Origin of the sequence: Altererythrobacter sp. KTW20L (assembly GCF_023501975.1) — a bacterium.
In the GTDB taxonomy this organism is placed as follows: domain Bacteria; phylum Pseudomonadota; class Alphaproteobacteria; order Sphingomonadales; family Sphingomonadaceae; genus Alteraurantiacibacter.
Window position 1 is genome coordinate 17681 of sequence record NZ_JAMFLH010000004.1, and the last position, 24696, is coordinate 42376.

The following is a 24696-nucleotide window of genomic DNA, read 5'->3' on the forward strand; positions in this document are numbered from 1 at the left end:
AGTTCAGGATGACGGTTGGTGTTTGCGTAAGACGGGCCCGACTTTCCTACAGCCCCCCAGCCATGCCACCCCCGGCTCATGGCCACCGCACACCCCTCCAGCGCGTTTCTCCCGGCAGGGTGTCACTTTGTCACCCACCCCCGCAAGCCCGCACAAATCCGCCATTTTCGGGCCCGAAACAAAGGTGACACCCTGTCACTTCTGTCACCTTTGTCAGCCCCTCGGTCCGTATTTCCCGCAGGGTTAACCCGACACCGCCCGCCCCGTTCTACCCTTGCAAGGGAGCATGGGCATATGGCGCGTTTCGATTTCGTGGTGCTGGGCAGCGGGCCTGCGGGGCGGCGGGCGGCGATCCAGGCGGCCAAGCTGGGCAAAAGCGTGCTGGTGGTCGATGACCGCTCCAAGGTGGGCGGCGTCTCGGTCCACACCGGCACGATCCCGTCCAAGACCCTGCGGGAAACGGCGCTCAACCTGTCGGGCTGGCGCGAGCGGGGCTTCTATGGCCGGTCCTATCGCGCCAAGGGCGATATCGTGTCGGAAGACCTGTCGATGCGCATGGCGCGGACCTGCGAATACGAAGTCGCCGTGCTTGAACACCAGTTCGCCCGCAACGGGGTTAAGACCATGGTCGGGCGCGGGCGGTTCGATGGACCCGGCAGGATCGTGGTGGAGCGGCGCGAGGAAGGCCGCAATTTCGAGGAGGTGGTCGAAGCGGGCAAGGTGCTGATCGCGGTCGGCACCCAGCCGCATCGCCCGGCCCATATCCCGTTCAACGATACCAATGTGTTCGATAGCGACAGTTTCATCGCCCGGCCGCGCTTGCCGCGCAGCCTGGCAGTCGTCGGGGGCGGGGTGATCGGGGTGGAATATGCCACGATCTTCTCCGCCCTCGACGTACCCGTCACCCTGATCGATCCGCGCGCCCGGCTGCTCGATTTCCTCGATGGCGAGATCGTGGACAACCTCGTCCACCTGATGCGCGACAACGGCATGACCCTGCGGCTGGGCGGCATGGTCGACAAGATCCGCTTCGCCGCCAACGGCAATCCGGTCTGCATGCTGGAGGACGGGCGGCAGGTCTCGGCTGAAGTCGTGCTGTTCACCGCAGGCCGTTCGGGCGCAACCGGCTCGCTCGGCCTCGATACGGTCGGGCTGAAGGTGGACCGGCGCGGCTATCTGGAGGTGGACCGCACCACCTTCCAGACCAGCGTGGCCGGCATCTATGCGGCGGGCGACGTGGTGGGCTTCCCCTGCCTTGCCTCGGTCTCGATGGAACAGGGCCGCTCTGCCGCCTGCCATGCTTTTGATGCGCCTTACAGCACCGAGGGGAAGTCGAACCCCTACGGCGTCTATTCGGTGCCGGAACTCTCCGCGGTCGGCATGTCGGAAGAGCAGGTGCGCGAGGCCGACATTGCCTACGAATGCGGCGTGGCGCGGTTCCGCGAGACCAGCCGCGGACACATCATGGGCATGGACTATGGCGTGCTGAAGATGATCTGCGCGCGCGATACGCGCAAGGTGCTGGGCGTCCACATCATCGGCGAAGGGGCGAGCGAGCTGATCCACATCGGGCAGGCGGTGATCAACCTGGGCGGGACGGTGGACTATTTCGTGGAGAACAGCTTCAACTATCCGACGCTCGCCGAAGGCTACAAGATTGCCGCGCTAGATGTGTGGAACAGGCTGCAGGCCCAGGCGGCGGATGTGGTAGAGCTGCCGGTTGCTGCGGCCCGCCCGGCGCGGCCTAGATCCCGCCGCGCGTGAAGGCGAACCCGCGTTCCTCCAGCCCCAGGCACAGCGCGTCCATGCAGACGGCGAGCAGCGCGGCGTCGGTCGAACGGACCACGAAGTTGGCCCCGGTGCGGCCTTCGCGGAAGAAGGGGTATGAGCCGATCTGGCAGCCGGGATGGGCCTTTTCGGTTGCGCGCAAAAGGTCGGCCACTTCGCTTTCCTTGATCCACCCGCCGACCGTATCGGTCAGCAGCGGCAGCCCGCCCTCCAGCGTGCCGGTCAGCGCCTCCAGCATCTGCGCGGTAATGCCCGGCACGCCAGCCATCAGGAATACGTTCGCCACCTTGATCCCCGGCGCACCCGACATGCGGTTGGGGATGAGGTCCGCGCCTTCAGGCGTACGGGCCATGCGAAGGCGGGCCTCGGTCAGGCCGCCTTCCTTGTCCTTGTAGTAGTCCGCCAGGATCGCGTGGGCTTCGGGATGGACAATGACAGGAACGCCCAAGGCCAGGGCCACGGCATCGACGGTGATGTCATCGTGGGTCGGGCCGATGCCGCCGGTGGTGAAGAGGTAATCGTGCTGGGTCCGCAGCGCGTTCACCGCAGCGGCGATGGCTTCCATGTCGTCGGCCACCACGCGCACTTCGGTAAGGCGGATGCCCTGCACCTGCAGCCAGCTCGCCACCTGGGCGATGTTCTTGTCATGGGTCCGGCCCGAGAGGATCTCGTCGCCGATCACCACCATGCCGGCGGTGTAGATGCGGGTTGTTGCTGTCATGGCGGGGAGTTAGGCCAATTCACCCGCCCGCGCCACCGGACTTTGGGCGGGGGTGGGGGCGGGGGTGAAGGCAAGCACCCCGTCGTCCACCGGCCTGTCGCGGTAATCGGCCAAGTCGGCGAGGTAATCCATGTTGAGCCGCCAGGGCAGAGCGGCCTCGCTCTTCGGCATCAGCCCTGCGGCACGGCGAATATAGCCGGACGAGAAGCCGAACGAGGGATCGACCGCCGTGTCCGGATCGTCGTGCTCCCTCACCGGGCGGGCCACGGTGGCACCGCGCGCGGTCATCTCGTTCAGAACCCGGCAGGCGTATTGCGCGGTCATGTCGGCCCGCAAGGTCCAGCTGGCGTTGAGATAGCCGAACACCACGGCCAGGTTCGGCACATTGGAGAACATGCAGTTGCGATAGAACCAGCGGTCCTCCCAGTGCACCGCCACGCCATCCAGCGTCACCGCGATCCCGCCGCCGATGGCGAGCGTCAGCCCGGTGGCCGTAACCAGCATGTCGGCGGCAAGGCGCGCGCCATCGTCCAGCACCACGCCGTCTGCCTCCACCCGCGCGATGTGGCCGGTGGCGACAGAGGCCTTGCCCTGCCGGATGGCGCGGAACAGGTCGCCATCGGGCACCAGGCACAGCCGCTGCTCCCATGGGCCATAGGGCGGGAGGAAATGCTGCGGATCGTAAGCCTCGCCGAGCTGGCGCTTCAGCCTGCGGGTGAGGAAGGCAGCCACCCTGGCCGGATTGGAACGGGCGCGGCGGAAGATGAGCGCATGGAGCCGCGTGTTGATGAAGCGGGTCACGCGGTAGGCGAGCTTCTCCGGCAGCAGGCTGCGCAAGCTCCGCGCCAGCCGGTCCACCGAAGGCTGGGCAACCATCCATGTCGGCGTGCGCTGGAGCATGGTGACGTGGACCGCCTGCCCGGCAAGTGCAGGCACGAGGGTAACGGCAGTCGCGCCCGATCCGATCACCACCACGCGGCGGCCAGACCAGTCGAGATCCTGCGGCCAGAACTGCGGATGGACTACGGCTCCTGCAAACTGCTCGAGACCGGGAATGTCCGCCCGGTGCGGCTGGTAGTAATCGTAATAACCCGAGGCAAGATAGAGGAAGCGCGCGGTCATGGTGTGGCGCCCGGCGGCATCCTCCAGCGTCACGTGCCACAGCGCGTCCGCCTCGCGCCAGTCGGCCGCGATCACGCGGGTGCCATAGCGGGTGTGCCGGTCCAGCCCGCGTTCGGCGATGATCCGGTCGAGATAGGCGAGGATGTCCTCGCCATCGGCAATCGCCTTGGCCCCGCGCCACGGGGCGAAGGAAAAGCCCAGCGTGTGCATGTCCGAATCGGAACGCACGCCGGGATAGCGGAACAGGTCCCAGGTGCCGCCCGGGCGGTCCCGCGCCTCGATAATGGCAAAGCTGCGTTGCGGGCACAGGTCCTGCAGGTGCGCGGCCATCGATATGCCGCCAATCCCCGCTCCGACAATCAGGACATCGACAGGGTGTTCCATGCCGCTGGATTGCCAGTCGGCGCACGGCCTGTCACCAAAAGATCGGGCGGACCTGATGCCCGCCCGGATCCCTTGAACCCCGAATTACTTGAACATGCTGCGGTCAGGCGCGTCGGCATAGTCGTTGGCCGCGCCGTTCCCCGCTTGCAGCGCCTTGGCCGCCTGGACGGTGTTGGCGAGCAGGCAGGCGATGGTCATCGGGCCGACGCCGCCGGGCACGGGCGTGATCGCCTTGGCGTGCTGGCATTCGTCGAACGCGACATCGCCCAGCAGCTTCTCCTTGCCATCATCGCCCATCACGCGGGTGATGCCGACATCGATGATCACCGCGCCGTCCTTCACCCAGCTTCCCTTGACCAACTGAGGAGCGCCCGCGGCGGCCACGATGATATCGGCCTTGCGGCAGATCTCGGACAGGTTGGCGGTGTAGATGTGGGTCACGGTCACGGTGCATTCGGCATCGAGCAGCAGGTTCGCCACTGGCTTGCCGACGATGTTCGACTTGCCGATCACCACCGCGTCCTTGCCCTTGAAATCGTCGATCACCGACTGGAGCAGGATCATCACGCCCAGCGGGGTGCAGGGCACGATGCCGCCGGTGCCGGTGGACAAGCGGCCCACGTTGACCGGGTGGAAGCCGTCCACGTCCTTGTCCGGGCTGATCGAGCGCAGCACCAGCCGCGTGTCGATATGGTCGGGCAGGGGAACCTGGCACAGGATGCCGTGGATCGCCGGATCGGCATTCATTTCGTGGACGATGGCCAGCAGGTCTTCCTGGCTCGTATCGGCGGGCAGGCGGCGTTCGATCGAGGTCACGCCGACCTTCTGGCAGGCCTTGATCTTGCGGCGGACATAGACCTGGCTCGCGCCATCGTCGCCCACCAGGATCACGGCGAGGCCGGGCCGCTGCATGCCTGCAGCGACCATCTCGTCCACCTGGGCCTTGGTCTTTTCGTCAAGGCTGTTGGCGACCGCCTTGCCGTCGATCAGCTCCGCCATCTTACGAGTGCTTGGCGTGGTAGGCGTTGATCCATTCGGCCGACGCGGTGAGCGCGCCGAACGGGTAGAAGTGCAGGCGAACGCGGCCGTGGCTGTCGTTCAGCTTGTCGCCCAGCGAGTTCACCAGCTTGTCCGGACCGGCGCTGCCGATCAGGTTGGTGATGCTGATGCCGTACTTCTTCATCACGCTGGCCGACGCGCCAACGCCGCAGCGTTTGGCAAAGCCGAGCAGACGCTTGATGCCGGCCGGGCCAGGGACGCCGAGGCGCACCGGCACGTCGATGCCGCGCTGGCGCATCTCGGCCAGCCATTCGACAATGGCATCGTCGTCGAAAGCGAACTGGGTGACGACCAGCGGGGTCATGCCGTGGGCGCGCACTGCCGCGATCTTCTTTTCCATCCAGATCCACAGATCGGCGGGAGTGTTGTTGGGGTGGCCTTCCGGGTGGCCGCCGACGCCGACGATTTCGATGCCGTGCTTTTCCAGCAGGCCGCTTTCGATGATCTGCAGCGAATCGGAATAGGGGCCTTCGGGCTCGGGCGGGTCACCGGCGATGATGAAGACGCGCTTCACCTGGGCCTTGGTGGTGATTTCGCCCAGATACCAGTTGAGCTGCTCGGCGCTTTCGATGCGGCGTGCGGAAAGGTGGACGATCGGCTCGAACCCCAGTTCGCGCACCAGCACGGCGGCTTCGACCCGCTGCGACAGTTCTTCGCCCGGCAGGAAGGTCACGGCGACCTGGGTGCCGGGGCGGATCAGCGGGGCTGCTTCACGCAGGCCTTCGATCTCCTTCGCCGTCATTTCCAGCGAATAGCCGTCCACCATGTTGTCGGGGTTCTTTTCCCAGTTCGGGTGAATCGCTGCGTAGGACATCGAATCTTCTCCTCTCAAGCTCGCTTCTCGCGCGGGGCTTTACGCCTAGTGCGCGTCGTCAGAAAGCCCCTAGCGCAGGGCGCTTTATTCGTATAGACGAAAATTTCATAAGAGCGAACAAGGTGAGAGTCCCCTCCAACCCATGCTGCTGATGCTGCCAGGCCTGATCTGCGATGCGCGCATCTATGCGCCGCAAGTGGCGGCCTTTGCCGATTCGCATGTGGTGAACTCCTATGGTTCAGCCGATTCGCTGGTCGAGATGGCGCGCATCGCGCTGGCCGAGGCGGACCGCCTGGGGGCCGAGCGATTCGACCTGTTCGGCCATTCGATGGGTGGCCGCGTGGCGCTCGAAGTGTTCCGCATGGCACCCGACCGCGTGCAGCGGCTGGCGCTGGTTTCCACCGGTGTCCACCCAGTTGGCGCTGATGAACCGGCCAAGCGCGAGGCGTTGAAGGCGGTGGGCCACAAGAACGGTTTCGAGGTGCTGGTTGATACATGGCTGCCGCCGATGGTGGCCGATGCAGGCCGCGCCGATCCGGCGATCTATCCTCCCTTGCGCGCCATGTGTCTGTCAATGGACCAGGCCACGTTCGATGCACAGATCAATGCGCTGGTCACCCGGCCCGAGCTGGACAGCCTGCTGGGGCAGATTGCCTGCCCGACGCTGGTGATGACCGGCGAACTCGACGCCTGGGCGCCCCCTTCGCAGCACGAGCAGATCGCCGCTGCCATTCCTGATTCGCACCTCGTTATCGTTCCGGGTGCTGGCCACATGGTCCAGTTCGAAGCACCCGAAGCGGTCAACGAAGCAATAACCCGCTGGCGTTCCACGCCCGCATCCTGACCACCCCGCAAGCCCTCGAGGAGAGGAAAGACCATGAGTGACAACCTGCAACAGAAGCTGGACGGCCAGTCCAGCGTAGTCGATTTCCTGCGCAACCAGCAGGCTGGTCCGAACGTCTATCCCGGCGTTCCGGCAGAATATTCCAACTGGCGCAACGAGCAGCGCGCTTGGGCCAAGACCGCCGTGCTGTTCAACCAGTCGTACCACATGGTCGAGCTCTACGTGCGCGGTCCGGAAGCCATGGCGCTGCTGGAATACACCGCCATCAACAGCTTCAAGGGCTTCGCCGTCAACAAGGCCAAGCAGTACGTGCCGGTCACGCCCGAAGGCTATGTCATCGGCGACGTGATCCTGTTCTACCTGGCCGAGGAAGAATTCAGCCTCGTCGGCCGTGCGCCCGCCATCGAATGGGTCGAATTCCACGCCCAGTATCCCAAGCCCGACGGCTCCAAGTGGAACGTGACCGTGGAGCGTGACGAGCGCACCGCGATGCGTTCGGACGGCGTTCGCAAGAACTATCGCTTCCAGCTCCAGGGCCCGAATGCGATGAAGATCCTGTCGAAGGCCATGGGCACCGACGCTCCGGACCTCAAGTTCTTCAACATGGCCCACGTCGACATCAGCGGCAAGGACGTGATCGCGCTGCGTCACGGCATGGCCGGCCAGCCGGGCTACGAGCTGTTCGGTCCCTGGGCCGACTACAAGACCGTCCACGGCGCGCTGGTCGAAGCCGGCAAGGAATACGGCCTCGAACTGGTCGGCGGCCGTGCCTATTCGTCGAACACCCTGGAATCGGGCTGGCTGCCTTCGCCGCTGCCCGCCTTCTTCACCGGCGACAGCCAGATGATGAAGGACTTCCGCGCCTGGGCCGGTGCCGACAGCTATGCCGGCAAGTGCTCGATCGGCGGCAGCTACGTGCCCGACTCCATCGAGGGCTACTACCTGACGCCGTGGGACATCGGTTATGGCCACATCGTCAAGTTTGACCATGATTTCGTGGGCCGTGAAGCCCTCGAAAAGATGGCCGGCGAAACCCACAAGCAGAAGGTCACCCTGGCGCTCGACAACGAGGACATGCTGCGCGTGCTCTCGTCGCTCTATGCCAATGGCGACCGTGCCAAGTACTTCGAATTCCCCAGCGCCGTTTATGCCATGCACCCCTTCGATGAAGTGCGGAATGCAGATGGCAAGGTGATCGGCGTGTCGACCTGGGTCGGCTACTCGTCGAACGAAGGCAAGATGCTGACGCTGGCGATGATCGATCCGGCCGAAGTGGAAATGGGCAAGGAAGTGAAGCTGGTCTGGGGCGAGCCCAACGGCGGCACCTCGAAGCCCACTGTCGAGCCGCACGTCCAGACCGAGATCAAGGCTGTCATCAGCCCCGTGCCCTACTCGAACGTCGCCCGCACCGCCTATGCGGATTCGTGGCGTGCGACCGGTGTCGGCGCCAACAGCTAAGACGCTTTTCCTTCGGGAGAGGAGGGAAGGGGCGGCCAGGCAACTGGTCGCCCTTTTCGCGTCCAGACTGTTTTGCTTGCGTTGCAGGCCCGCCCGCAGGAAGAACGGGTGATGACCCTGCTCCGTCTCGTACTCGCCTTCCTCACCCTGCTCCTGCCGCTGGCGGTGCAGGCGCAACCTGCCGATCAGGCTCCCGACCAGGGAATCGAGGGCGCGTGGGACTTGCAAGCAGACGGCACCACGGTTTTCCGTTTCGAAATCGGGCAGGCGGCCAATGGCGAATGGCAGGGACGCTGGCTGCGGCCCGAGACTTTCAATTCCGATGGCAACGCGTTCTACAATATCCGCGGCGGGACCAGGGCCACCACCAGCATGACCGCGCTGACCGTCGGCGATACGGTGGAGCTGGGGTTTGACGATCCGCGGCCCGGAGCCATCCCCGACATCTTCAGTTTCCGGCTGACCGGACCGGACAGCGCCGAGATGGTCTATGTCGGCACCGACCTTGCGCCCTATGCGCTGGTGCGGGCAAGTGCAGACGACGCGATGGGACCGTGGGATGCTGCGCGCATCTACCGGCGGGAGGTGCCGCAATCGGGCAATGAAGGGGACACCGCAGCAGGGGCCGGGCAGATAGATTTCGACCTTGCCGGACGCGCGCTGGCCACGCCTGCAGGACCTGTACCCGCTGTCGAGCAAGCTCCGGAGGAGCCGCAGGAGCGCTCCCGGATCGAGGCGGATTTCCTCGAAGGATTTTAGAGAAGGGCGCTTCTAGCTGCCTTCCAACAGGTCGGCTGCGCGGTCTAGCAGGTCGGCCACCCGGGCATGCAGGTCATCATCGAACCGCACCTTGGGCACGGCCACGCTCATCGAGCCGACGGGGATGCCGCCGATGGTCACCAGCCGCGCGATGCCGACGATGCCGAGCGAGAATTCCTCGTCGGTCATGGCAAAGCCGGTGCGGCGGGCCTCGTTTAGTTGGCGGCGCAGCGGCGCTTCGTCGATAATGGTCGCTTCGGAAAAGCGGCGGCGCTCGCTCTCGGCGAAATAGCGGTCGATTTCCTCAGGTGCGAGGGCGGCCAGCAGGGCTTTGCCCGCGGCCAACGCGTGCATCGGCAGGCGGCGGCCCTGCGGCACAGAATAGCGCAAGGCCTGCTCGCTCGATTCGGTGACGATCGCCTCGATCTCCCACCCATCGCGCACAAAGAAACTTGTGGTCTCGTCCAGCTGGACCCGCAAGGTGCGTACCAGCGGCGCGACGCGGTCGGCCAGGGTGAAGCCGGCGCTGGATGTCTGCAGCTTTGCCAACCCAGGCCCCGCTGAATAGCGGCGGCCTTCGCGCACCAGGTATTGCCGCTCGACCAGGGTGGACAGCAGGTAGGACAGGCTGGAAACGGGGATGCCCAGCGCCGTGGCGATTTCCTGCGCCACCAGCGGTCGCCCGGCGGCGACGACATATTCGATGATGTCGAGCGTCCGGGTGGCCGACTTGACCTGCGAATTGGCCGCAGGATTGCCTCCCAGGGTGCCCAAGTCCATCACCGCAATCTGGCCTCCGCGATGTCAGCGCCTGCACGCAGGGCGGCCAGCTTTTTCCAGGCCACGGCGGGGTCGATCTTGCCATAGCCGGCAAAGGTGCCGAACCCGCAGTCACTGCTGGCGATCACCCGGTCCTTTCCGAAAAAGTCGGCAAACCGCTCGATCCGCTGGGCGATCAGTTCGGGCGTTTCGAGATAGTTGGAACAGCTGTCGATGAAGCCGGGGGCGAGGATCTTGCCATCGAGCTTGCCCGCCTCGGCGGCATCGCGCCACACCTTCCACTCGTGTTCATGGCGCGGATTGGCGTGTTCGAACAGGATCGTGGCGGGGCGGGCCGACAGGACCACGTCGATGATCCGTTCCAGCGGAATATCGAAATCATGCGGGCCTTCGTAATTGCCCCAGCACACGTGCATCCGCATGGCTTCGGGGGCAATATCCGCCGTGGCCTGGTTGAGCGCATCGACATTGGCCTGGATCGTGCCGAGGAACTGGTCCTCGGTCATGTCCTGGTAGCCGGTGTGGCGGCTCATCGCCAGGTCGGGGCAATCGAACTGCACTTCGAATCCGGCATCGACGATGGCGTGGTATTCCGGGCTCATCGCCGTGACCAGGTCGGCCAGGTAGGCTTCGTGGCTGGGATAGAACTGGTTGGGCTGGAAGGCGGTGATCAGGCCGGGCGAGGCGGTGTTGAGGAATGACCGCACCCGCTTGCCGCGAACCGTGCCGTGATCGTCCAGTGCATTGCGGAACCGGCGCACTTCGTCGTGCAGCGGCTGGAGGTTGACGAGCTCGACCTTGGCGATGGCGCTGGCGCGGGTGAATTCCTGCGCGCCCATGATGTGCGCCAGTTTCTTGGCAAGATCGGGCACGGCTGCCAGATCCTGTGCCGGCTTGCGCGGCGTATGGCCGCCAAAGCCCGACAAACGCTCGATAATATAGGTCGAATAGCCGACCTTGCCCAGTTCGCCATCGGATACGATGGAAACCCCCGCTTCAACCTGCCGCCGAACGCCTTCGTCCACTGCAGCCTGGACCACGCGGTCGAATTCATCTTCATCATAGACATCGCCGCGGTCGCGTGCGAGCAACAGGGGAACAAGCTCGGGGCCTCGGGGAAGGCTGCCGACGTGGGTAGTTTCGATCACTGGTGGATGCCCTCCTGCGGTGCGTTCTGTTCTTTCAGATATGCGAAATTAACGCAAGTATGAAATAGCTCAGGGAACCACTGCGCAGCCGACCGATGCAATCTTGCCGCCATCGAGGTGGTAGTGGATGTACTGCCGCATCTCCTGGACCTCGCCTTTGGCGATGGGGAAGAACTGCTCCATCCCGTTGGCGTCGAGGTCCTCGCGGGTGAGGTCGCGGATGGCTTCGATGCGGATGATCCCTTCCACCGCCGCCAGGTCATCCGAGGAAGCGAACTTCTCGATCGTGACGGTCTCGGTGACATAGGAATGGAGGAAGGTGTAGAACGCCTTCAGCTGTTCGCGCGTGGTGATCTCGATCCCGAAGAAGGCCATGCGCGGGGCCTCGGCATAGAAATCGAACACGGCATCATAGTCGCGCGCGTTGAAGGCGGCGACATAGTGTTCATAGTCCTCGCGGGTCATGGATTGGCTCCCATTGCTTGCATGCGCCTGTCCTTGCATAGGATTGTAACGGGCGTTAGCAATGCGGCAAGGAGAGGTTTGCCAGCATGGACGAAGCGCAATTCGATTATATCGTCGTGGGCGGCGGCAGCGCGGGCTGCGTGATGGCCGCGCGGCTGAGCGAGGACGGCAAGGACAATGTCCTGCTGCTGGAAGCCGGCGGCAGTGACGACCATCCCTTTATCCGTATGCCGCTGGGCTTCCTGCGCGCCATGGTCCTGCCTTCACTCAACTGGACCTACTGGACCGAACCCGAACCGCATCTGGACGGGCGCCGCATGCCCCTGCCGCGTGGCAAGGTGATGGGCGGATCGGGCTCCATCAACGGCATGTTCGCCATGCGCGGACACCCGGCGGACTATGACCAGTGGGCGCAGATGGGCGCGCGCGGCTGGTCCTACGCCGACTGCCTGCCCTATTTCCGCAAGATGGAGGACAGCTGGCGCGGCGACAGCGAGTACCACGGGACCGGCGGGCCGGTGAAGATCCGCCCGATCGACAGCCCCCACCTGCTGCACGAAGAGATGATGGAAACCGCCGCCAACGCCGGTTTTGCCACGACCGACGATCTCGGCGGTGCCAACCCCGAAGGCTTTGCCCGCGGCGAGCAGACGGTGGACGAGCGGGGCCGCCGGGTCAGCTCGGCATCGGCCTATATCAGGCCCGCGCTGGGTCGCCGGAACCTCGATGTGCGCCAGGGCGTGCTGGTGCGGCGTGTGGTATTCGAAGGCAAGCGGGCGGTGGGTGTCGAGGTTGATACCCCCGCCGGTCCGCAGCTTTTCCGCGCGCGGCGCGAGGTGGTGCTGTCGGGCGGGGCCTACAATTCGCCGCACCTGCTGATGCTGTCGGGCGTTGGCCCCGCTTCGCACCTGAAAGACCATGGCATCGCGGTGGTGCATGACAGCCCCGGTGTGGGCCGCAACCTGCAGGAACATCCCACCGCCAGCCTCGAATTCGAAGCGAAGGAGAAGGTCACCTTCCTGCGCCAGCTGAGGTGGGACCGCATCCTGTTCAACGCCGCGCGCTGGGCTGTCACCGGCACCGGCACGATGGCGAGCCAGCTCAACAGTTGTAACGTGGTGGTGCGCACCGCAGACCACCTTGATCGGCCCGACATGCAGATCATGGTCAACCCCATCCGCTTCGATGCCGCCCCGTGGTTCCCCGGGATCAGGGCGGAACAGGACCACGTGTTCTGGGCCGGGATCGTCCAGCTCCATCCTGAAAGCCGCGGCTGGGTGGAGCTGAAAAGCGCCGATCCAAACGAGGTCGCTGCCGTGACGCTCAACATCATGTCGGAGGAGGCGGACCTTGTGCAGATGCGCCGCGCGATCCGCACCGCGAGGCTGATCTACCGCACCGAGCCGATGGCCAGCCTGATCGGTGCCGAACGCGCGCCGAGTGCCGGGGCGGAGACCGACGACGAACTCGACGCCTTGATCCGCGCCAACTGCTATGTCGGCATGCACCCCACCAGCACCTGCGCCATGGCCATGGGCGCGCGGTCGGTGGTGGATGAGCAGTGCCGCGTGATTGGCGTGGAAGGCCTGCGCGTGGTCGATGCCAGCGTCATGCCCACCGTGCCCGGAGGCAATACCGCCCTGCCGGTCACTATGGTGGCGGAAAAGGCGGCCGACATGATGCGCGGGCGGCAATTGCCCGCTGCCGAGCTGGCGGAGGCCGCCGCATGAGCCGCACCCCGCAGGAAGAAGCAAACCTCGCGCTGGTGCTCGACATGTTCGCCCATGTTTTGAACCCGATGGATTCAGGTGCAGTGGACCGGTTCATCGCGCCCGGTTACATCCAGCACAACCAGGCCGCCGAGCCGGGGCGTGAGGGGCTCAAGCGCTTCCTCGACATGATCCGCGCGGCAACGCCCGAAGCCGTCCACGATGTGAAGCGCGCCTTCGTCGATGGCGACCATGTGACGGTCCATTACCACGTACGCCGCTGGCCGGATGACCTTGGCTGGGCGGTGATCGACATTTTCCGCATCGAGAACGGCATGATCGCCGAACACTGGGACGTGATGCAGGATGTGGTCGAGGGCGGACCCAATCCCGCCTCGCCCTTCTGAGGAGAGAATGATGCGATTCACCGACAAGATCGTGCTGGTACTGGGCGGCAACAGCGGCATCGGGCTGGCGGCGGCGCAGGCCTTTGCGGCGGAAGGTGCGACGGTCCACCTGACGGGCCGGAACCGGGCGACGATCGACGAGGCCGTGGCGTCCATTCCCGGCGCTACGGGCCACATGTCCGACATCGCCGACATCCCCGCGACCGAACAGGTAGTTCGCGCGGTCGAACAGGCCCACGGCCGGATCGACGTGTTGTTCATCAATGCCGGGGTCGGCGGCTTCGCGCCGCTCGAAGGCATTACCGAGGCCGACTGGGACCATGTCCACTCCATCAACCTGAAAGGCTGTGTCTTCGCGCTGCAAAAGGCGGTTCGGATCATGGGCGAGGGCGGCGCGATCGTGGTGACAGGGTCCATCGGCGCGCATGGTCCGCTTGAAGGCAACGGCACCTATGCCGCCGCCAAGGCCGGGCTTGCCATGGCCATGAAAGTGTTTGCGAAGGAACTGCTGCCGCGCAAGATCCGCCTAAACATGGTCTCGCCCGGTCCGATCGACACCCCGCTGCTCCACCGCAATCCCGGCATGGGGCCGGACGATGTGGCGCGGCTGAAGGACATGATGATCGCCAATATCCCGATGCGCCGCATGGGCGAGAGTGACGAGGTGGCCAAAGCCGTCCTGTTCCTTGCCAGCAGCGATGCCAGTTTCATTACCGGCACCGACCTCCTGGTCGATGGCGGCCTGATAGAGTTGAGCTGATGACCCAGTTTTCCGACACCACTCCGTTCACCCCGCCGTTCTCGGAAATCGACAACCCGCGCCTCGAATTCGTGATGGAAGTGCGGCTGACCTTCCCCGAAGTCTATACCATGGCCCCGCACCCTAATGGCGGAATGCGCAGCGCGGTGCTGGTCCAGGGCGGCACTTTCGAAGGCCCGCATCTGAAGGGCCGCGCCATTCCGGGATCGGGCGGCGACTATGCCTATTTCCGGCCCGACGATACCGCCGTGTTCGATGCGCGCTACCTGCTGGAGGAGGACGACGGCACGGTGATCCTGCTGCACAACAAGGGCTTCCTGTGGGGCCGCAAGCCCGACACCATGGCCCGCCTGCGCGACTGGGCCTTCAACGGCGGCGCGCCGGTCCCGCACGAGGACTATTACTTGCGCGGCAACCCCACCTTCGAATGCGCCGTGGGCAAGCACGACTGGCTGACCCGCCACGTGTTCATCGGCGTGGGCGAGCGGCGCAGCGACGGCAACTGCCTGCGGTATTACGCGCTTGTGTGAGCGGTTTGTCGTAAGTTGATTGCGGCCTGGCGCAGCGCAGCTTGATCGGGCAGGTGCCTCCCGTAGTTCCCCTTGGGTGAGGGGGCAGCAAAATGGCGGACAAAACCGATCTAAAGCGGGCCGAGAAGGACTACTTCAGTGCTCCTGTTGCCGACTTCGCCGAAGGCATATTCCGTCCTTACAGCTATTTGATGGTGGACGGCCAGGGCTCGCCGGGGGATTCGGCCGAATACCGCCAGGCGCTGGAAGCACTCTACCCGCTTGCCTATGCAACCAAGTTTCTCAGCAAGGCAGCGCTGGGGCGGGATTATGTAGTGCCACCTCTCGAAGGACTGTGGTTTGCCCATGACATGGCGGCCTATACCCAGCCGGGAAGGCGCGACGAATGGCGCTGGACCCTGATGCTGATGCTGCCCGACTGGATCGAAGGCGAACATGTCGCCGAGGCGCGAGCCGCCAAGTACGGGATGGACCTGTCGATGGTGCGAATGGGGCGGCTGGATGAAGGGCTATCCCTGTCGAGGCTGCATCTCGGACCTTTTGCCGACGAAGCCCCGGTGCTCCACCGGCTCCACCACGAACTGATCCCGCAGGGCGGATATGCCTTCAATGGCCAGCACCACGAAATCTACCTGTCCGATCCGCGCCGCACCGTGCCCGAGAAGCTGAAGACCATCTTGCGGCAACCTGTCCGGCGCCTTTGAACTGCGGATGATCCATGTCGCTGTTGTTCGAGTGTAGGATTTATCCACCAGCACTATTGTCGCCACGACAGACCTGATCTACCTTCCTGCGCCTGCATCCGGGGGGAACCGGAGCGGTTGAACGAACAGATAATCGTTTCGGGAGGGATTACTTTATGTCTGCATATCTCGCGCTTGCAGTTTCGGTCGGCTTGCTGGCCGTACTCGATACCTGGCTGTTCTTCGGGCCGCTGTCGGCCACGCTGGTCGCCGGGCTGGTCTGGGTTTCCTTTATCGCCTGGGGTTGCTTTTACCATTCGGGCGGCGGCACCAAAGGGGCGACGACCACCGTTGCCTGCATGTCATGGGGTGCGGTTGTCGGGATGGCATCGGTGATGCTGGCCAACGGCCCGCTGGGCGGTCTCGACGTACCGGTCGCCCTGGCAATTGCCGTCGGCATCGGCGCGGCAGTGATCTGCCTGTCGAGCAAGGTTCCGCTGCTCTCGACCATTCCGGCCAGCGTCTATGGTTTTGCTTCCATTGCCGGTTCGATGGTCCTGGCCGGAAAGGCCCCGGAAGAAGCCGTGCTGCCAACCATCGTCGCAATCATTATCGGTGCGGTATTCGGTTATGTGTCCGAACTGCTCGCCAATGCGCTGACCAAGAAGGCCTGATCGTCTTCCAGTGACCGCCAACAAAAAGGGCGGGGAAGCGTGCTGCTTCCCCGCCCTTTTTTGTGCCCTGCCGCAGGGGCCTAGTCCGAGAAGCTGTGCTCCGACTGGTAGGGCATGACCAGGCCCAACGCCTCGATCTCGTGGATCGCGCCGCCCCACACCTTGTAGATGTGGATCGCGGGCATATCGAAGGCATTGAACCTGCTCATGTCGCGGCTTTCGAACCACGGCACGCCAAGCAGCGGCGTGTGGTCCTTGTCCATCGCGTGGTGGAAATGGCTCATCCCCCAGACCAGGCCGGTAACCGGATCGACGATATCCACGCGGCGGTTCTCGATCGTGTCGATGTACTCCCACATGTTGGTGTCCATCTGCGCCGCGCAGCCGAGCCCGCCGAGATAGGCGAACTCGCTGTCGGAAAACACCTGCCCGGGCCGGGTGAAGCTGTTGCGGGCGGTCTGGTAGCCGTTTTCGTGCCGCACGCAGTCGTCGGCCATCACTGTCAGGCGCGAGTTGTTGAGATCCAGCGCATCGTAATAGGCACGGCCCAGCCACAGCAGGCGCGCCCGGCTGTCGGCATAGGCTTCGGGCACCGGCATCATGATCTGCACGCGCGGGCTTTGCAGGTTGGCGAGCTGGCCTTCCGTCAGGTTGCGCGCCACCAGGTGTTCGGCCTCGCTGATCGCGCCGCTGGCATCCAGCTTGAGGCGAATACCCACCAGCACCGGCGCATCGCCTTCGACCATCATCTTGAGCAGGCCGACCTGCTGGCTGACCGGATCGGGCACGTGGATGGCATAGTTGTCTTCACCATCGCCGGTGATCGTGTCGAAGGCCCCGGCCCCCGCGCTGGACGGAGCGAGGTTTTCCATCACCACCGCGCCTGGCGCCCAACGCACCGCGCCCGGTTCGTCATCGATCAGCGCCTGGGCATAGCTGTCGGCCAGCGCGATCAGGCAGTCCCGGTCGCAGGATTGCGCCCCGGACTGCGCCTGGGCGGTAGCGGGCAGGGCCAGCACTATTGCGCTGGCGGCCAGCAAGCCTGCGGTCATCGACTTCATCATTCAGCCTCCCCTTTGAAACGAAGTGTCGTCACACAGGCTTGCGATGCCCCTCCGTCGGCCCGATTGCTTTGATCCAGGATAAAGCGTCCCGCCAGTGCGGGCTTTCGATCAATCCTGTATTCCCGGCTTGGTCGAGAAGTCCGGCCGCCCGCGCCATGCCAGCAGCGGCCAGTAATAGCGCCGCCACGGCCACAGCAGGATCGCATTGAACAGGATCGTCAGCCCGCCAAAGGTCCATTCCACGATCCCTTCGTCGAGCACGAAGTTCCAGTAGATGATGACAAAGTTGATCGGGATGATCGCGGCTGCCGCCAGCGGCATCATCCGGTTGGCCAGGATCAGCAGGCCGAGCACGATCTCGGCCACCTTGACCCAGGTCATCAGGCCGCTGTCGATCATCGCCACGCTGAAATCGATCGCCGGCTGCTCTTGCCCCAGCGGCTGCCATGCCGGATTGATGAACGGCATCACGCCGGAATAGAGCCACCAGCCGCCGAAGATGATCCGGCTGAGGTGGTAGATCCACTTGATTGTCGGACCCGGCAGTTCGTCCGGGATTTGCTGTTCTCGCGTCATTGTCCGCCTCCTTGCGCTGCCCAGACTGCCTGGCGATGTTCCTCGAACCGGGGCGAGGTCGACATGATATAGCCGCGCACCTGCACGTTGCCTTCGTGGCAGGCATATTCGAACATGCCGTAATCGGATTCGCGCAGCCACGGCAGGTCGAGCTTGTAGTGGCCTTCCATCACCACCGGATCGCTTACCCAGGCTTCATAGCGCACCTGGTCGGGGTTCATCAGTGTCAGGTGTTCGACAACCTTGAGCTGGTCCGAATTGGGCGCGGGCCCCATCGACATGCCGGGGCGGAAATTGGTCGTCTCGATCACCAGGGTATCGCCTTCCCAGCGACCAACCGAATAGCCGAGGTCGAACTGCACTTCGGGCGGCGGCGGGGCGCGTCCATCCAGATGGACCATCCGCGTCTCGTGGATCATCTCCAGGCTGATCACCACGAGGCCGGGCGACTGGAAAATCTGGATCCCGCCGTTGTAGGCACCGGGCAGCATCGAGCTTGGCATGCCGCGGGTCAGGCAGCGGTCGAAGATGCCGAAGTCGTTCATGTCCTCGAACACCTCGGTATTCCAGCTGGTCCGCTCTTCGCTGCGCCATTGCTGGCCGATGGCGGTGAGCGGCGGGTAGCGGCCGTTGGCGGGTTCCACCACCATCGAGTTCTGGCGCAGCGGGTGGCCGCGCTCGGCCCAGTGGCCCATGGACATCACGCCGACCTCGATCTCCTCGTCATAGCGGTCGAGCTGTTCCTGAGCGTCGCGGAAGGCGGCGTTGTATTCCTGGTCGGTGAAGAAGGCGCGGGTGCCGAAATGGGCCGCCCGCTCGCGCGGGGTCTGGCCGAGGTAATCGACCGGCCACTTGCCGCGCAGGTCGGGATCGCCCCATTGGGTGCGCGGCATCTGCCAGCCGGGCGGTGGCGGCTGGAAGCGGGCCGCCATCTGTTCCTCCACACTGGCATCCTGCGCCAGACTCGGCGCGGAGGGCAGGGCCAGCGCCAGACAGATCGCGGCCGCGAGCAATCGCTTGTTCATCGCATCTCTCCCCTCTGCGCCAGACTATGCCCGAGGCATGCCCCGTGGCAAGTGCGCGACGCTACTTGACCCGGCTACCATCCAGCCGCTCGCGGCTGACCCAGGTGCCGTGGACCTGGCTGCGCAGGGCAAGGCCCGTTTTGACTTTCGCTACCGGCCCGTTCTCCACCGCATCGGCTTCCACGATCCAGACCTCGCTGGAATAGTCCGCCGGGTTGGGGCTGTTGGGCACGTCCACCACGGTGAGCAGCCAGCCGCCGTGGCCCGCCTCGCTCGACGGCACGTGCGCCGGTTCGCTGATGCCTGCGCCGGGCGGCAGTTCCATCATGGTCACCCGGCCATTGCCCGGCTCGATCCTGAGCAGGGCATTGAAATTGGCGCCCACCGGGCCGCCCAGCATCGGCGGACCCTTGGCTTGCGGGTTCATCGAGAGATACCAGGCCCGGTTGTACGGGCGGCCTTGGTCGGCATCGGCCAGGCGGCAGAGGTCGCCGGGAGGGCCGATGGGGCGTTCCTCGATAGCGGGCGCGTCCTTGCCCATGTCGATCGTCCAGCGGGTCAGCGCGCCCTGGATCTCGCGCTGGTCGCGGTGGATGCCACCCGCCTCGCGCATGAAGGCAAAGGCATTGGTATCGGTGAGGCACAGGTCGATGTGGACCAGGTCGCCGTCATCGTAGGCGTTGACCTCGTGGAAGCATGACACGCCGACCGGCCCTTCGATCCACTTCATCTCGCTCACATCGCCATAGCGCGGCATGATGCCGATATAGGATGGCTTGTCCTGATGATGCGCCCAGTGCGCGCCGCCAGCCCTCAAGCGGTCGAGATCGGCCAGAGTCGGGAAGATGGGGAAGATCGCGTAATTCTCGGTAATCACGAAGTCGTGGATGGTGGAAAGGTAGGGCTGCTCGAACCACTGTTCCTTGACCAGGTTGCCTTGCGCATCGGCGATGCAATAGGCCACGTTGGGATCGCACAGTCCGCCCGCTTCATAGCCGAAGAAGAACAGCTCGCCCGTGACCGGATCGACGCGGGGGTGTGCGGTGAAGGTCTGGCTGCGCAGCTTTCCTTCATAGTCCCACTTGCCGACAGTCTCCAGCGTGTGGGGGTTCACCTCGTAACCGCGCCCGTCTTCCTTGGTCATGAACAGGCGGCCGGCGTGCCATACCGGCGTGGTGTTGGCGACGGTGCGGTCCTTGCCCTCTGCCGCCGGATCGTCGGTGAAGGGATTGCGGTACTGCCCGAACAGCGCCCGCCGCGCCTCGCGCTCCAGCTTGTAGCGTTCGGTCTCGACATACCGGATAGCGAAATCGACCGCGCCGCCGGAAAAGTCGAACTTGGCGATCATCCCGTCGGCGTTCAACGCAATGTCATCGTCGAACATCGGCGCATGGGCATTGTCGGGCACGGCGCGGAAGAAAGCGCCTTCGACATCGGCCGGGATCGTGCCTTCCACGGCGAGGTCGCGAACCGACATTTCCACCCGCCGCGGGGTGTTGGTGCCGATAAAATGGATTGTCTGCGGAAAGGCAGTCATGGCCCTCTTGTCCTCTCTTTTGATTCCTCGCCATAATGCTAACAGGTGTTATGGTGGGCGGAAACAGCGTTTCGGCATGTTTAGGGGCACAAGCAGAGTGGACAGGGCAGGGGACGACATGACGGGCAAGGCAAAGTTGCTGCACGACATGCTGAAATTGAACAACCGGCTGATGGCCCCGTTCAGCACGCACCTGTCGCACCGCTACCGCATCAGCCTCAACGAATTCCGCCTGCTGATGACCATCGGCGCACTGGGCCGCACTGCCAGCCACGAGGTGGCCGACCTGACCGGCGTCAACGTGATGAGCGTGAGCCGCGCGGTCGCAACACTGCAGCGGAGCGACCGGGTAGAGGTGGTGCGCGACGAAGCCAACCGCCGGCGCAAATGGCTGACCCTGACCGAGGAGGGCCAGCGCCTGTATGAGGTCATGCGCCCGCAAAGCGACAAGGTGGCAGACTACCTGTTCGACGGGCTCGACAAGGACGAACTGGCCAATCTGGCCAACCTTGTCGAACGGCTGACCGACCGGCTGGAAGCGACCGACGAGAAGGGCCGCACGCGCTTCCTCGAAGTGACCCGGCCTGAAGAGGATTGAGCACGATGGACGAGGGGCAGCGCCGCGCGATCGAGGCCGATGTTACGCGGCTGATCCACGCCTACACCTGGGCCAACGACGATGCCGACTGGCACGCCTGCGCCGCACTCTACACCGACAATGCCCGGTTCAGCCGCCCCAGCGGGGGCGAGGCCATTGTCGGGCGCGAGGCAATCCTGGCAGGCTTCCTCGCCCGCGCGCCGCGGGTCCAGCGCCATGCCATTGCCAATGTGCTGGTGGACGTGGTGGACGAGAATACCGCCCGCGCCCGCAGCGTGATCGTGCTCTACATGGGCGACGCTGCACCCGATGGCCTTCCCGTGCAGGATGTGAAAAGCCCGCTGGTCGGCACCTTCACCGACCTGTGCGTCAGGACGACCGAAGGCTGGCGCTTTGCCGAGCGGGTGGGCGGGCTGGACTTCCGGCCCTAGGCTCGCTTGCACACCGGACAAAGGTGACACAAGTGACAGGGTGTCACTTTCGCATCTGGCCCTAACTACCGGAAAAACTTGCTGAAACCTGAGTGGGGACAAAGTGACACACCCCCGGGGAGCGCGACAGATTCCGTGCCGGCTGTGCAGGATAATTTCCCGCACGAGCCAGCAGCATGGCCCGCGATAGAAACGAGAGGATCGACGGTGTGAAAGAGCCGGTGCACCCTGTGCACACCGGCCCCGTGTAGGAAAGTGCCCTGTCAGCCTGTTGCGGATGCAGCAACGCGGGCTTCCTCGCGCCCCTTTACCAGCAGTGCCCGGCTCACCAGCAGCGCCACCACCACGCAGGCTACTGCGGGGAAAGCGGCCACGCCGATGATCGTCTGGGCGGGCATCCCGGCCCCGATCATCGCGGCACCCAGCGGCGGCCCGGCAAAGGCCCCCAGTCGCGCCACCAGCACGCCCATGCCGACCGCGCTCGACAGCAGCCGCGCGGGGAACAGGTAGGCGGCCAGCCCCGGCAGGACCATGCCACCGGCATTGGCTCCGCCCACGCCGACCATCAGCATCAGCGTCCACCGGGTGGTGTCTGGCGCAGTCAGGGCGATCACGGCAAAGCTGGCCGTCATCGATCCGAACAGCAGCATCAGGGTGAGGCCCTTCTTCCAGCGATCCATCAGCATGGACGCCCCGATGCCGATGACCAGGCCCGCAAGGTTCGCCACGCCCGCCACCTGCGCTGCCACGTCGAGCGACAGACCCGCTTGCGGAAGGATGGTCGGCAGCCAGGAATTGAGCTTCCACAGCACCATCGCATTGAGCGCCAGCATCGAGGCGAATACCGCGAACGGAAAAGCCCAGGGGCTGAGGAACAGCCCCAGTTGCGGCAACTTGCCGACCAGGCCCCCGGCGGGCTTGGTGGCAGTGGCGGGATCTCCACCTGCATCTTCACTGGCAGTGCTTGGCACCACCTTGGGTTCGGACGATTGCGGAACTCCGCCATCGAGCATGAACCACAGCAGGAAGGCCAGGGTTATCGCGGTTATGCCGGGGACGTAGAACAGGCCCTGCCATTCGATCAGGCCGATGATCGCCGGGGCGGCAAATCCGGCCAGGGCCAGGCCCACCGGGATGCCTGCGGAAACCACGGCCATGATCGTCGCGCGCATCCCGGCCGGTGCCAGTTCGCTCGACAGGGCGCTGACGTTGGGCAGGCAGGCTCCCAGGGCAAGGCCGGTGAGGAAGCGCCAGATCAGGAATTCGGTCGTCGTGGTGGATGTTGCCGTTGCCAGGGTGACAAGGCCGGTGGCGAGGCACCCGGCCACGATCAGCGCGCGCCTGCCGAAACGGTCTCCCAGCGGCGCAATCGTCGCCCCGCCGATACCAAGCCCCAGCAGGATCGCGGTGAAGACCCAGCCGAAGTTTTCCGGCGGAATGCCCAGCGGGCCTTCGAGCCGCGGGACGACCAGTCCCATGGCGGCAATATCGAAGCCTTCCATCACGAACACGCCCGTCATCAGGCCGAGCGCGACCAGGTTGCGCCTTGAAAACATCCCTTATCTCTCCCCTCCCGCTCGGCGCCCTTCGACAAGCTCGGGGCGAGCGGCTGTTATTGTGTTGTCAGCTCCGATTATCCCAAGGACTGGGCATGCGATAGGGCACGGTAAGGAAATCGGCCTCGACCTGCTCGATGGCATGGTCCCTGATGCGGAAGGCTTCGGCAAGGTAATAGCTGTGCGGGCGGCGCACCGGGCTGCGGGCAGGCGTGCCGTCGGTCAGGGTGTAGTCGCCCAGGCGGCCCGAATGGTCGATGAAGCCATAGGCCAGCACGGTGCCGCGTTCGACGTCCACCAGCGGGAAGCGGCGGGCGCGCAAGTCGTCGTCATAGCGGTACCAGCCAAGCGCGAACTGTTCCTCGCAACCTAGTTTGGCGATGGGCAGCGGAAAATCGGCGTTGTTGGTGGTCTGCACGCCGTTTTCCACCCGGTTGCACTGCGGCCAGAACTTCGTGGCGATGGTCCCGTCGTTGCGCTCGATCGTTTCGAAATAGCCGTTGGCCACGCGTACCAGCTCGTCGCGGCTGGCGCGCTCGGCTGCGGGGATTTCGGCTTCCATGACGGGCTTGGTTTCGAAGAACTGCGGACCGAAGGGGAAGCCTTCGTCCTTGTTGCGGGCGACCACGGTTTCCACCCCGGTTACAAGGCCGTCCTCGCCCACCTCCAGCCTGATGCAGCACGGATTGAGCGAATCGGTCTCCTCGATGGCGGTGAACACGGCAACCTGCCGGGCGTCCGGTTCGGCCACCCGCAACTGGTAGGGGTGGAGCGCGGTCACGGTGTTCCAGCAGCCGTCGCCGGGTTCCAGCACCACGTTGTTCTCGGTCATGAAAGCGCCAGCGGCCAGCGGGGCGGCGGATATGTCGCGCGTTGCCAGCGCCGCCAGCCAGGCATCGAGCACGGCGTAGAGTTCTTCGCGGGTGGCCAAGATTGTCTCCCTCTCCTTGACTTCATAGCCTGCTACCTCAAAAGTAACGTTCGTTAAAGTCGCGACGCAGAATCGCGCAGATTTGGAGAGCTGATGGATCCGCGTGGGAAACTGGCCGTCGTGACCGGCGGCAATTCGGGACTGGGCGAGGGCGCTGCCCGTCGCCTGCTGGCCGATGGCGCGACCGTGATCAGCCTCGATGTGGCGGACGACGCTCCTGCAGGCGCGCATTTCATCCAATGCGACGTCAGCGATGCGGCATCGGTGAAAGCTGCCGTGGCCGAAGTGGTGGAACGGTTCGGCGAAATCCATATCCTGCTCAACAATGCCGGGATCGGCGGGATCGGGCCGATTGCCACGGCGGAAGGTCCGGGCGACCTGGAGGCGTTCTCGCGCGTGATCGCGGTCAACCTGATGGGCGCGGTGAACGTGGCGGCCCACGTGGCGCACCGCATGACCGGTAACCACCCCAGCGGGCCGGATGGCGAGCGCGGGGTGATCGTCAATTCCTGCTCCATCGCCAGCTTCGAAGGGCAGGAAGGCATGGGCGCCTATACCGCCGCCAAGTCTGCGCTGAAGGAGCTGACGCTGGTCTGGGCGCGCGACCTGTCGCGCCATGCGATCCGCGTGTGTGGCGTGGCGCCGGGCTTCATGGCAACGCCGATGGTGGCCATGCTGCCGCCCGATTTCGTGGAAGAACTGCTGCGCGACGTGGAATTTCCCAAGCGCGCCGGCACGGCAGAGGATTTTGCCGCCGCGGTCGATTTCCTCATCCGCACGCCGCTGGTAAACGGCGAAGTGTTGCGGCTGGATGGCGGGGCGCGACCGCCCGCCCGGACACAATGGGCATCAAATTCGGCTTCTGGCCAGTAA

Annotated in this window: 26 protein-coding genes; 13 read left to right on the top strand and 13 right to left on the bottom strand. The window is 64.8% G+C overall.

The window, feature by feature from the left end; all coding sequences use genetic code 11:
* Positions 1-294 precede the first annotated feature (294 nt).
* Entirely contained in the window at positions 295-1764 is a 1470-nt protein-coding gene (sthA, locus tag M3P36_RS04535; RefSeq protein WP_249702025.1) for a Si-specific NAD(P)(+) transhydrogenase, read from the top strand.
* Here sthA and M3P36_RS04540 read toward each other — a convergent pair.
* The 4 genes from M3P36_RS04540 to M3P36_RS04555 all read right to left on the bottom strand — a co-directional run bounded on the left by M3P36_RS04540 (position 1745) and on the right by M3P36_RS04555 (position 5888).
* Entirely contained in the window at positions 1745-2509 is a 765-nt protein-coding gene (locus M3P36_RS04540; protein WP_249702032.1) for a competence/damage-inducible protein A, read from the bottom strand. The genes sthA and M3P36_RS04540 overlap by 20 nt on opposite strands.
* Before the next feature lie 9 nt (positions 2510-2518).
* On the bottom strand, positions 2519-4015 hold the full coding sequence (locus M3P36_RS04545; protein ID WP_249702034.1) for a flavin-containing monooxygenase: 1497 nt from the start codon (positions 4013-4015) through the stop codon (positions 2519-2521).
* A gap of 84 nt (positions 4016-4099) precedes the next feature.
* Positions 4100-5014, bottom strand: a complete 915-nt coding sequence (folD, locus tag M3P36_RS04550) for a bifunctional methylenetetrahydrofolate dehydrogenase/methenyltetrahydrofolate cyclohydrolase FolD (RefSeq protein WP_249702041.1) — start codon at positions 5012-5014, stop codon at positions 4100-4102.
* A 1-nt stretch (position 5015) separates the two neighbouring features.
* Positions 5016-5888, bottom strand: coding sequence for a methylenetetrahydrofolate reductase (locus tag M3P36_RS04555; RefSeq protein ID WP_249702043.1), 873 nt, complete (start codon positions 5886-5888; stop codon positions 5016-5018).
* Between the two features lie 142 nt (positions 5889-6030).
* Here M3P36_RS04555 and M3P36_RS04560 point away from each other — a divergent pair, with 142 nt between their 5' ends.
* The 3 genes from M3P36_RS04560 (at position 6031) to M3P36_RS04570 (ending at position 8949) form a co-directional block, all read left to right on the top strand.
* Positions 6031-6732 carry an alpha/beta fold hydrolase gene (locus M3P36_RS04560; protein ID WP_249702049.1) on the top strand — a complete coding sequence of 234 codons (702 nt, stop codon included), beginning with the start codon at positions 6031-6033 and terminating at the stop codon, positions 6730-6732.
* Positions 6733-6765: 33 nt separating this feature from the next.
* A complete protein-coding gene (desA, locus tag M3P36_RS04565) occupies positions 6766-8190 on the top strand; it encodes a syringate O-demethylase (protein ID WP_249702055.1) in 1425 nt (474 codons plus the stop codon).
* A gap of 111 nt (positions 8191-8301) precedes the next feature.
* Positions 8302-8949, top strand: coding sequence for a hypothetical protein (locus M3P36_RS04570; RefSeq protein ID WP_249702056.1), 648 nt, complete (start codon positions 8302-8304; stop codon positions 8947-8949).
* Positions 8950-8961: 12 nt separating this feature from the next.
* Here M3P36_RS04570 and M3P36_RS04575 read toward each other — a convergent pair whose 3' ends face one another.
* The 3 genes from M3P36_RS04575 to M3P36_RS04585 all read right to left on the bottom strand — a co-directional run bounded on the left by M3P36_RS04575 (position 8962) and on the right by M3P36_RS04585 (position 11342).
* A complete protein-coding gene (locus M3P36_RS04575) occupies positions 8962-9729 on the bottom strand; it encodes an IclR family transcriptional regulator (RefSeq protein WP_249702058.1) in 768 nt (255 codons plus the stop codon).
* Entirely contained in the window at positions 9729-10877 is a 1149-nt protein-coding gene (locus tag M3P36_RS04580) for a cobalamin-independent methionine synthase II family protein (protein WP_249702064.1), read from the bottom strand. The genes M3P36_RS04575 and M3P36_RS04580 overlap by 1 nt, the downstream gene beginning before the upstream one ends.
* Before the next feature lie 69 nt (positions 10878-10946).
* Positions 10947-11342: a nuclear transport factor 2 family protein gene (locus M3P36_RS04585; protein WP_249702073.1), complete on the bottom strand. Its 396-nt coding sequence runs from the start codon at positions 11340-11342 to the stop codon at positions 10947-10949.
* Between the two features lie 86 nt (positions 11343-11428).
* Here M3P36_RS04585 and M3P36_RS04590 point away from each other — a divergent pair, with 86 nt between their 5' ends.
* The 6 genes from M3P36_RS04590 to M3P36_RS04615 all read left to right on the top strand — a co-directional run bounded on the left by M3P36_RS04590 (position 11429) and on the right by M3P36_RS04615 (position 16105).
* Positions 11429-13072 carry a GMC family oxidoreductase gene (locus tag M3P36_RS04590; RefSeq protein WP_249702076.1) on the top strand — a complete coding sequence of 548 codons (1644 nt, stop codon included), beginning with the start codon at positions 11429-11431 and terminating at the stop codon, positions 13070-13072.
* Entirely contained in the window at positions 13069-13458 is a 390-nt protein-coding gene (locus M3P36_RS04595; RefSeq protein ID WP_249702077.1) for a nuclear transport factor 2 family protein, read from the top strand. Before M3P36_RS04590 ends, M3P36_RS04595 begins: the two co-directional genes overlap by 4 nt.
* A gap of 7 nt (positions 13459-13465) precedes the next feature.
* A complete protein-coding gene (locus M3P36_RS04600) occupies positions 13466-14218 on the top strand; it encodes an SDR family oxidoreductase (protein WP_249702078.1) in 753 nt (250 codons plus the stop codon).
* Entirely contained in the window at positions 14218-14748 is a 531-nt protein-coding gene (locus M3P36_RS04605; RefSeq protein ID WP_249702079.1) for a DUF3237 domain-containing protein, read from the top strand. The genes M3P36_RS04600 and M3P36_RS04605 overlap by 1 nt, the downstream gene beginning before the upstream one ends.
* 92 nt (positions 14749-14840) lie before the next feature.
* Positions 14841-15452 carry a GyrI-like domain-containing protein gene (locus tag M3P36_RS04610; RefSeq protein ID WP_249702080.1) on the top strand — a complete coding sequence of 204 codons (612 nt, stop codon included), beginning with the start codon at positions 14841-14843 and terminating at the stop codon, positions 15450-15452.
* Between the two features lie 155 nt (positions 15453-15607).
* Entirely contained in the window at positions 15608-16105 is a 498-nt protein-coding gene (locus M3P36_RS04615) for a DUF1097 domain-containing protein (RefSeq protein ID WP_249702081.1), read from the top strand.
* A gap of 80 nt (positions 16106-16185) precedes the next feature.
* Here the strand turns inward: M3P36_RS04615 and M3P36_RS04620 are convergent, their stop codons facing one another.
* The 4 genes from M3P36_RS04620 to nov2 form a co-directional block, all read right to left on the bottom strand.
* Positions 16186-17169 (bottom strand): DUF8021 domain-containing protein, encoded by a 984-nt coding sequence (locus tag M3P36_RS04620; protein WP_249702082.1) that lies wholly within the window; start codon positions 17167-17169, stop codon positions 16186-16188.
* A gap of 108 nt (positions 17170-17277) precedes the next feature.
* Positions 17278-17745: a DoxX family membrane protein gene (locus M3P36_RS04625; RefSeq protein ID WP_249702083.1), complete on the bottom strand. Its 468-nt coding sequence runs from the start codon at positions 17743-17745 to the stop codon at positions 17278-17280.
* Entirely contained in the window at positions 17742-18770 is a 1029-nt protein-coding gene (locus tag M3P36_RS04630; RefSeq protein ID WP_249702084.1) for a hypothetical protein, read from the bottom strand. The genes M3P36_RS04625 and M3P36_RS04630 overlap by 4 nt, the downstream gene beginning before the upstream one ends.
* 61 nt (positions 18771-18831) lie before the next feature.
* Positions 18832-20307, bottom strand: coding sequence for a lignostilbene-alpha,beta-dioxygenase NOV2 (gene nov2, locus M3P36_RS04635; RefSeq protein ID WP_249702085.1), 1476 nt, complete (start codon positions 20305-20307; stop codon positions 18832-18834).
* Positions 20308-20425: 118 nt separating this feature from the next.
* Between nov2 and M3P36_RS04640 the strand changes: the two genes are divergently transcribed.
* Complete coding sequence (locus tag M3P36_RS04640) at positions 20426-20905, top strand: MarR family winged helix-turn-helix transcriptional regulator (protein ID WP_249702086.1); 480 nt, start codon at positions 20426-20428, stop codon at positions 20903-20905.
* Positions 20906-20910: 5 nt separating this feature from the next.
* On the top strand, positions 20911-21336 hold the full coding sequence (locus M3P36_RS04645) for a nuclear transport factor 2 family protein (protein ID WP_249702087.1): 426 nt from the start codon (positions 20911-20913) through the stop codon (positions 21334-21336).
* A 263-nt stretch (positions 21337-21599) separates the two neighbouring features.
* Here M3P36_RS04645 and M3P36_RS04650 read toward each other — a convergent pair whose 3' ends face one another.
* Positions 21600-22892, bottom strand: coding sequence for an MFS transporter (locus M3P36_RS04650; protein ID WP_249702088.1), 1293 nt, complete (start codon positions 22890-22892; stop codon positions 21600-21602).
* A 67-nt stretch (positions 22893-22959) separates the two neighbouring features.
* Positions 22960-23823: a DUF8021 domain-containing protein gene (locus tag M3P36_RS04655; RefSeq protein WP_249702089.1), complete on the bottom strand. Its 864-nt coding sequence runs from the start codon at positions 23821-23823 to the stop codon at positions 22960-22962.
* A 93-nt stretch (positions 23824-23916) separates the two neighbouring features.
* Between M3P36_RS04655 and M3P36_RS04660 the strand changes: the two genes are divergently transcribed.
* A complete protein-coding gene (locus M3P36_RS04660; RefSeq protein ID WP_249702090.1) occupies positions 23917-24696 on the top strand; it encodes an SDR family NAD(P)-dependent oxidoreductase in 780 nt (259 codons plus the stop codon).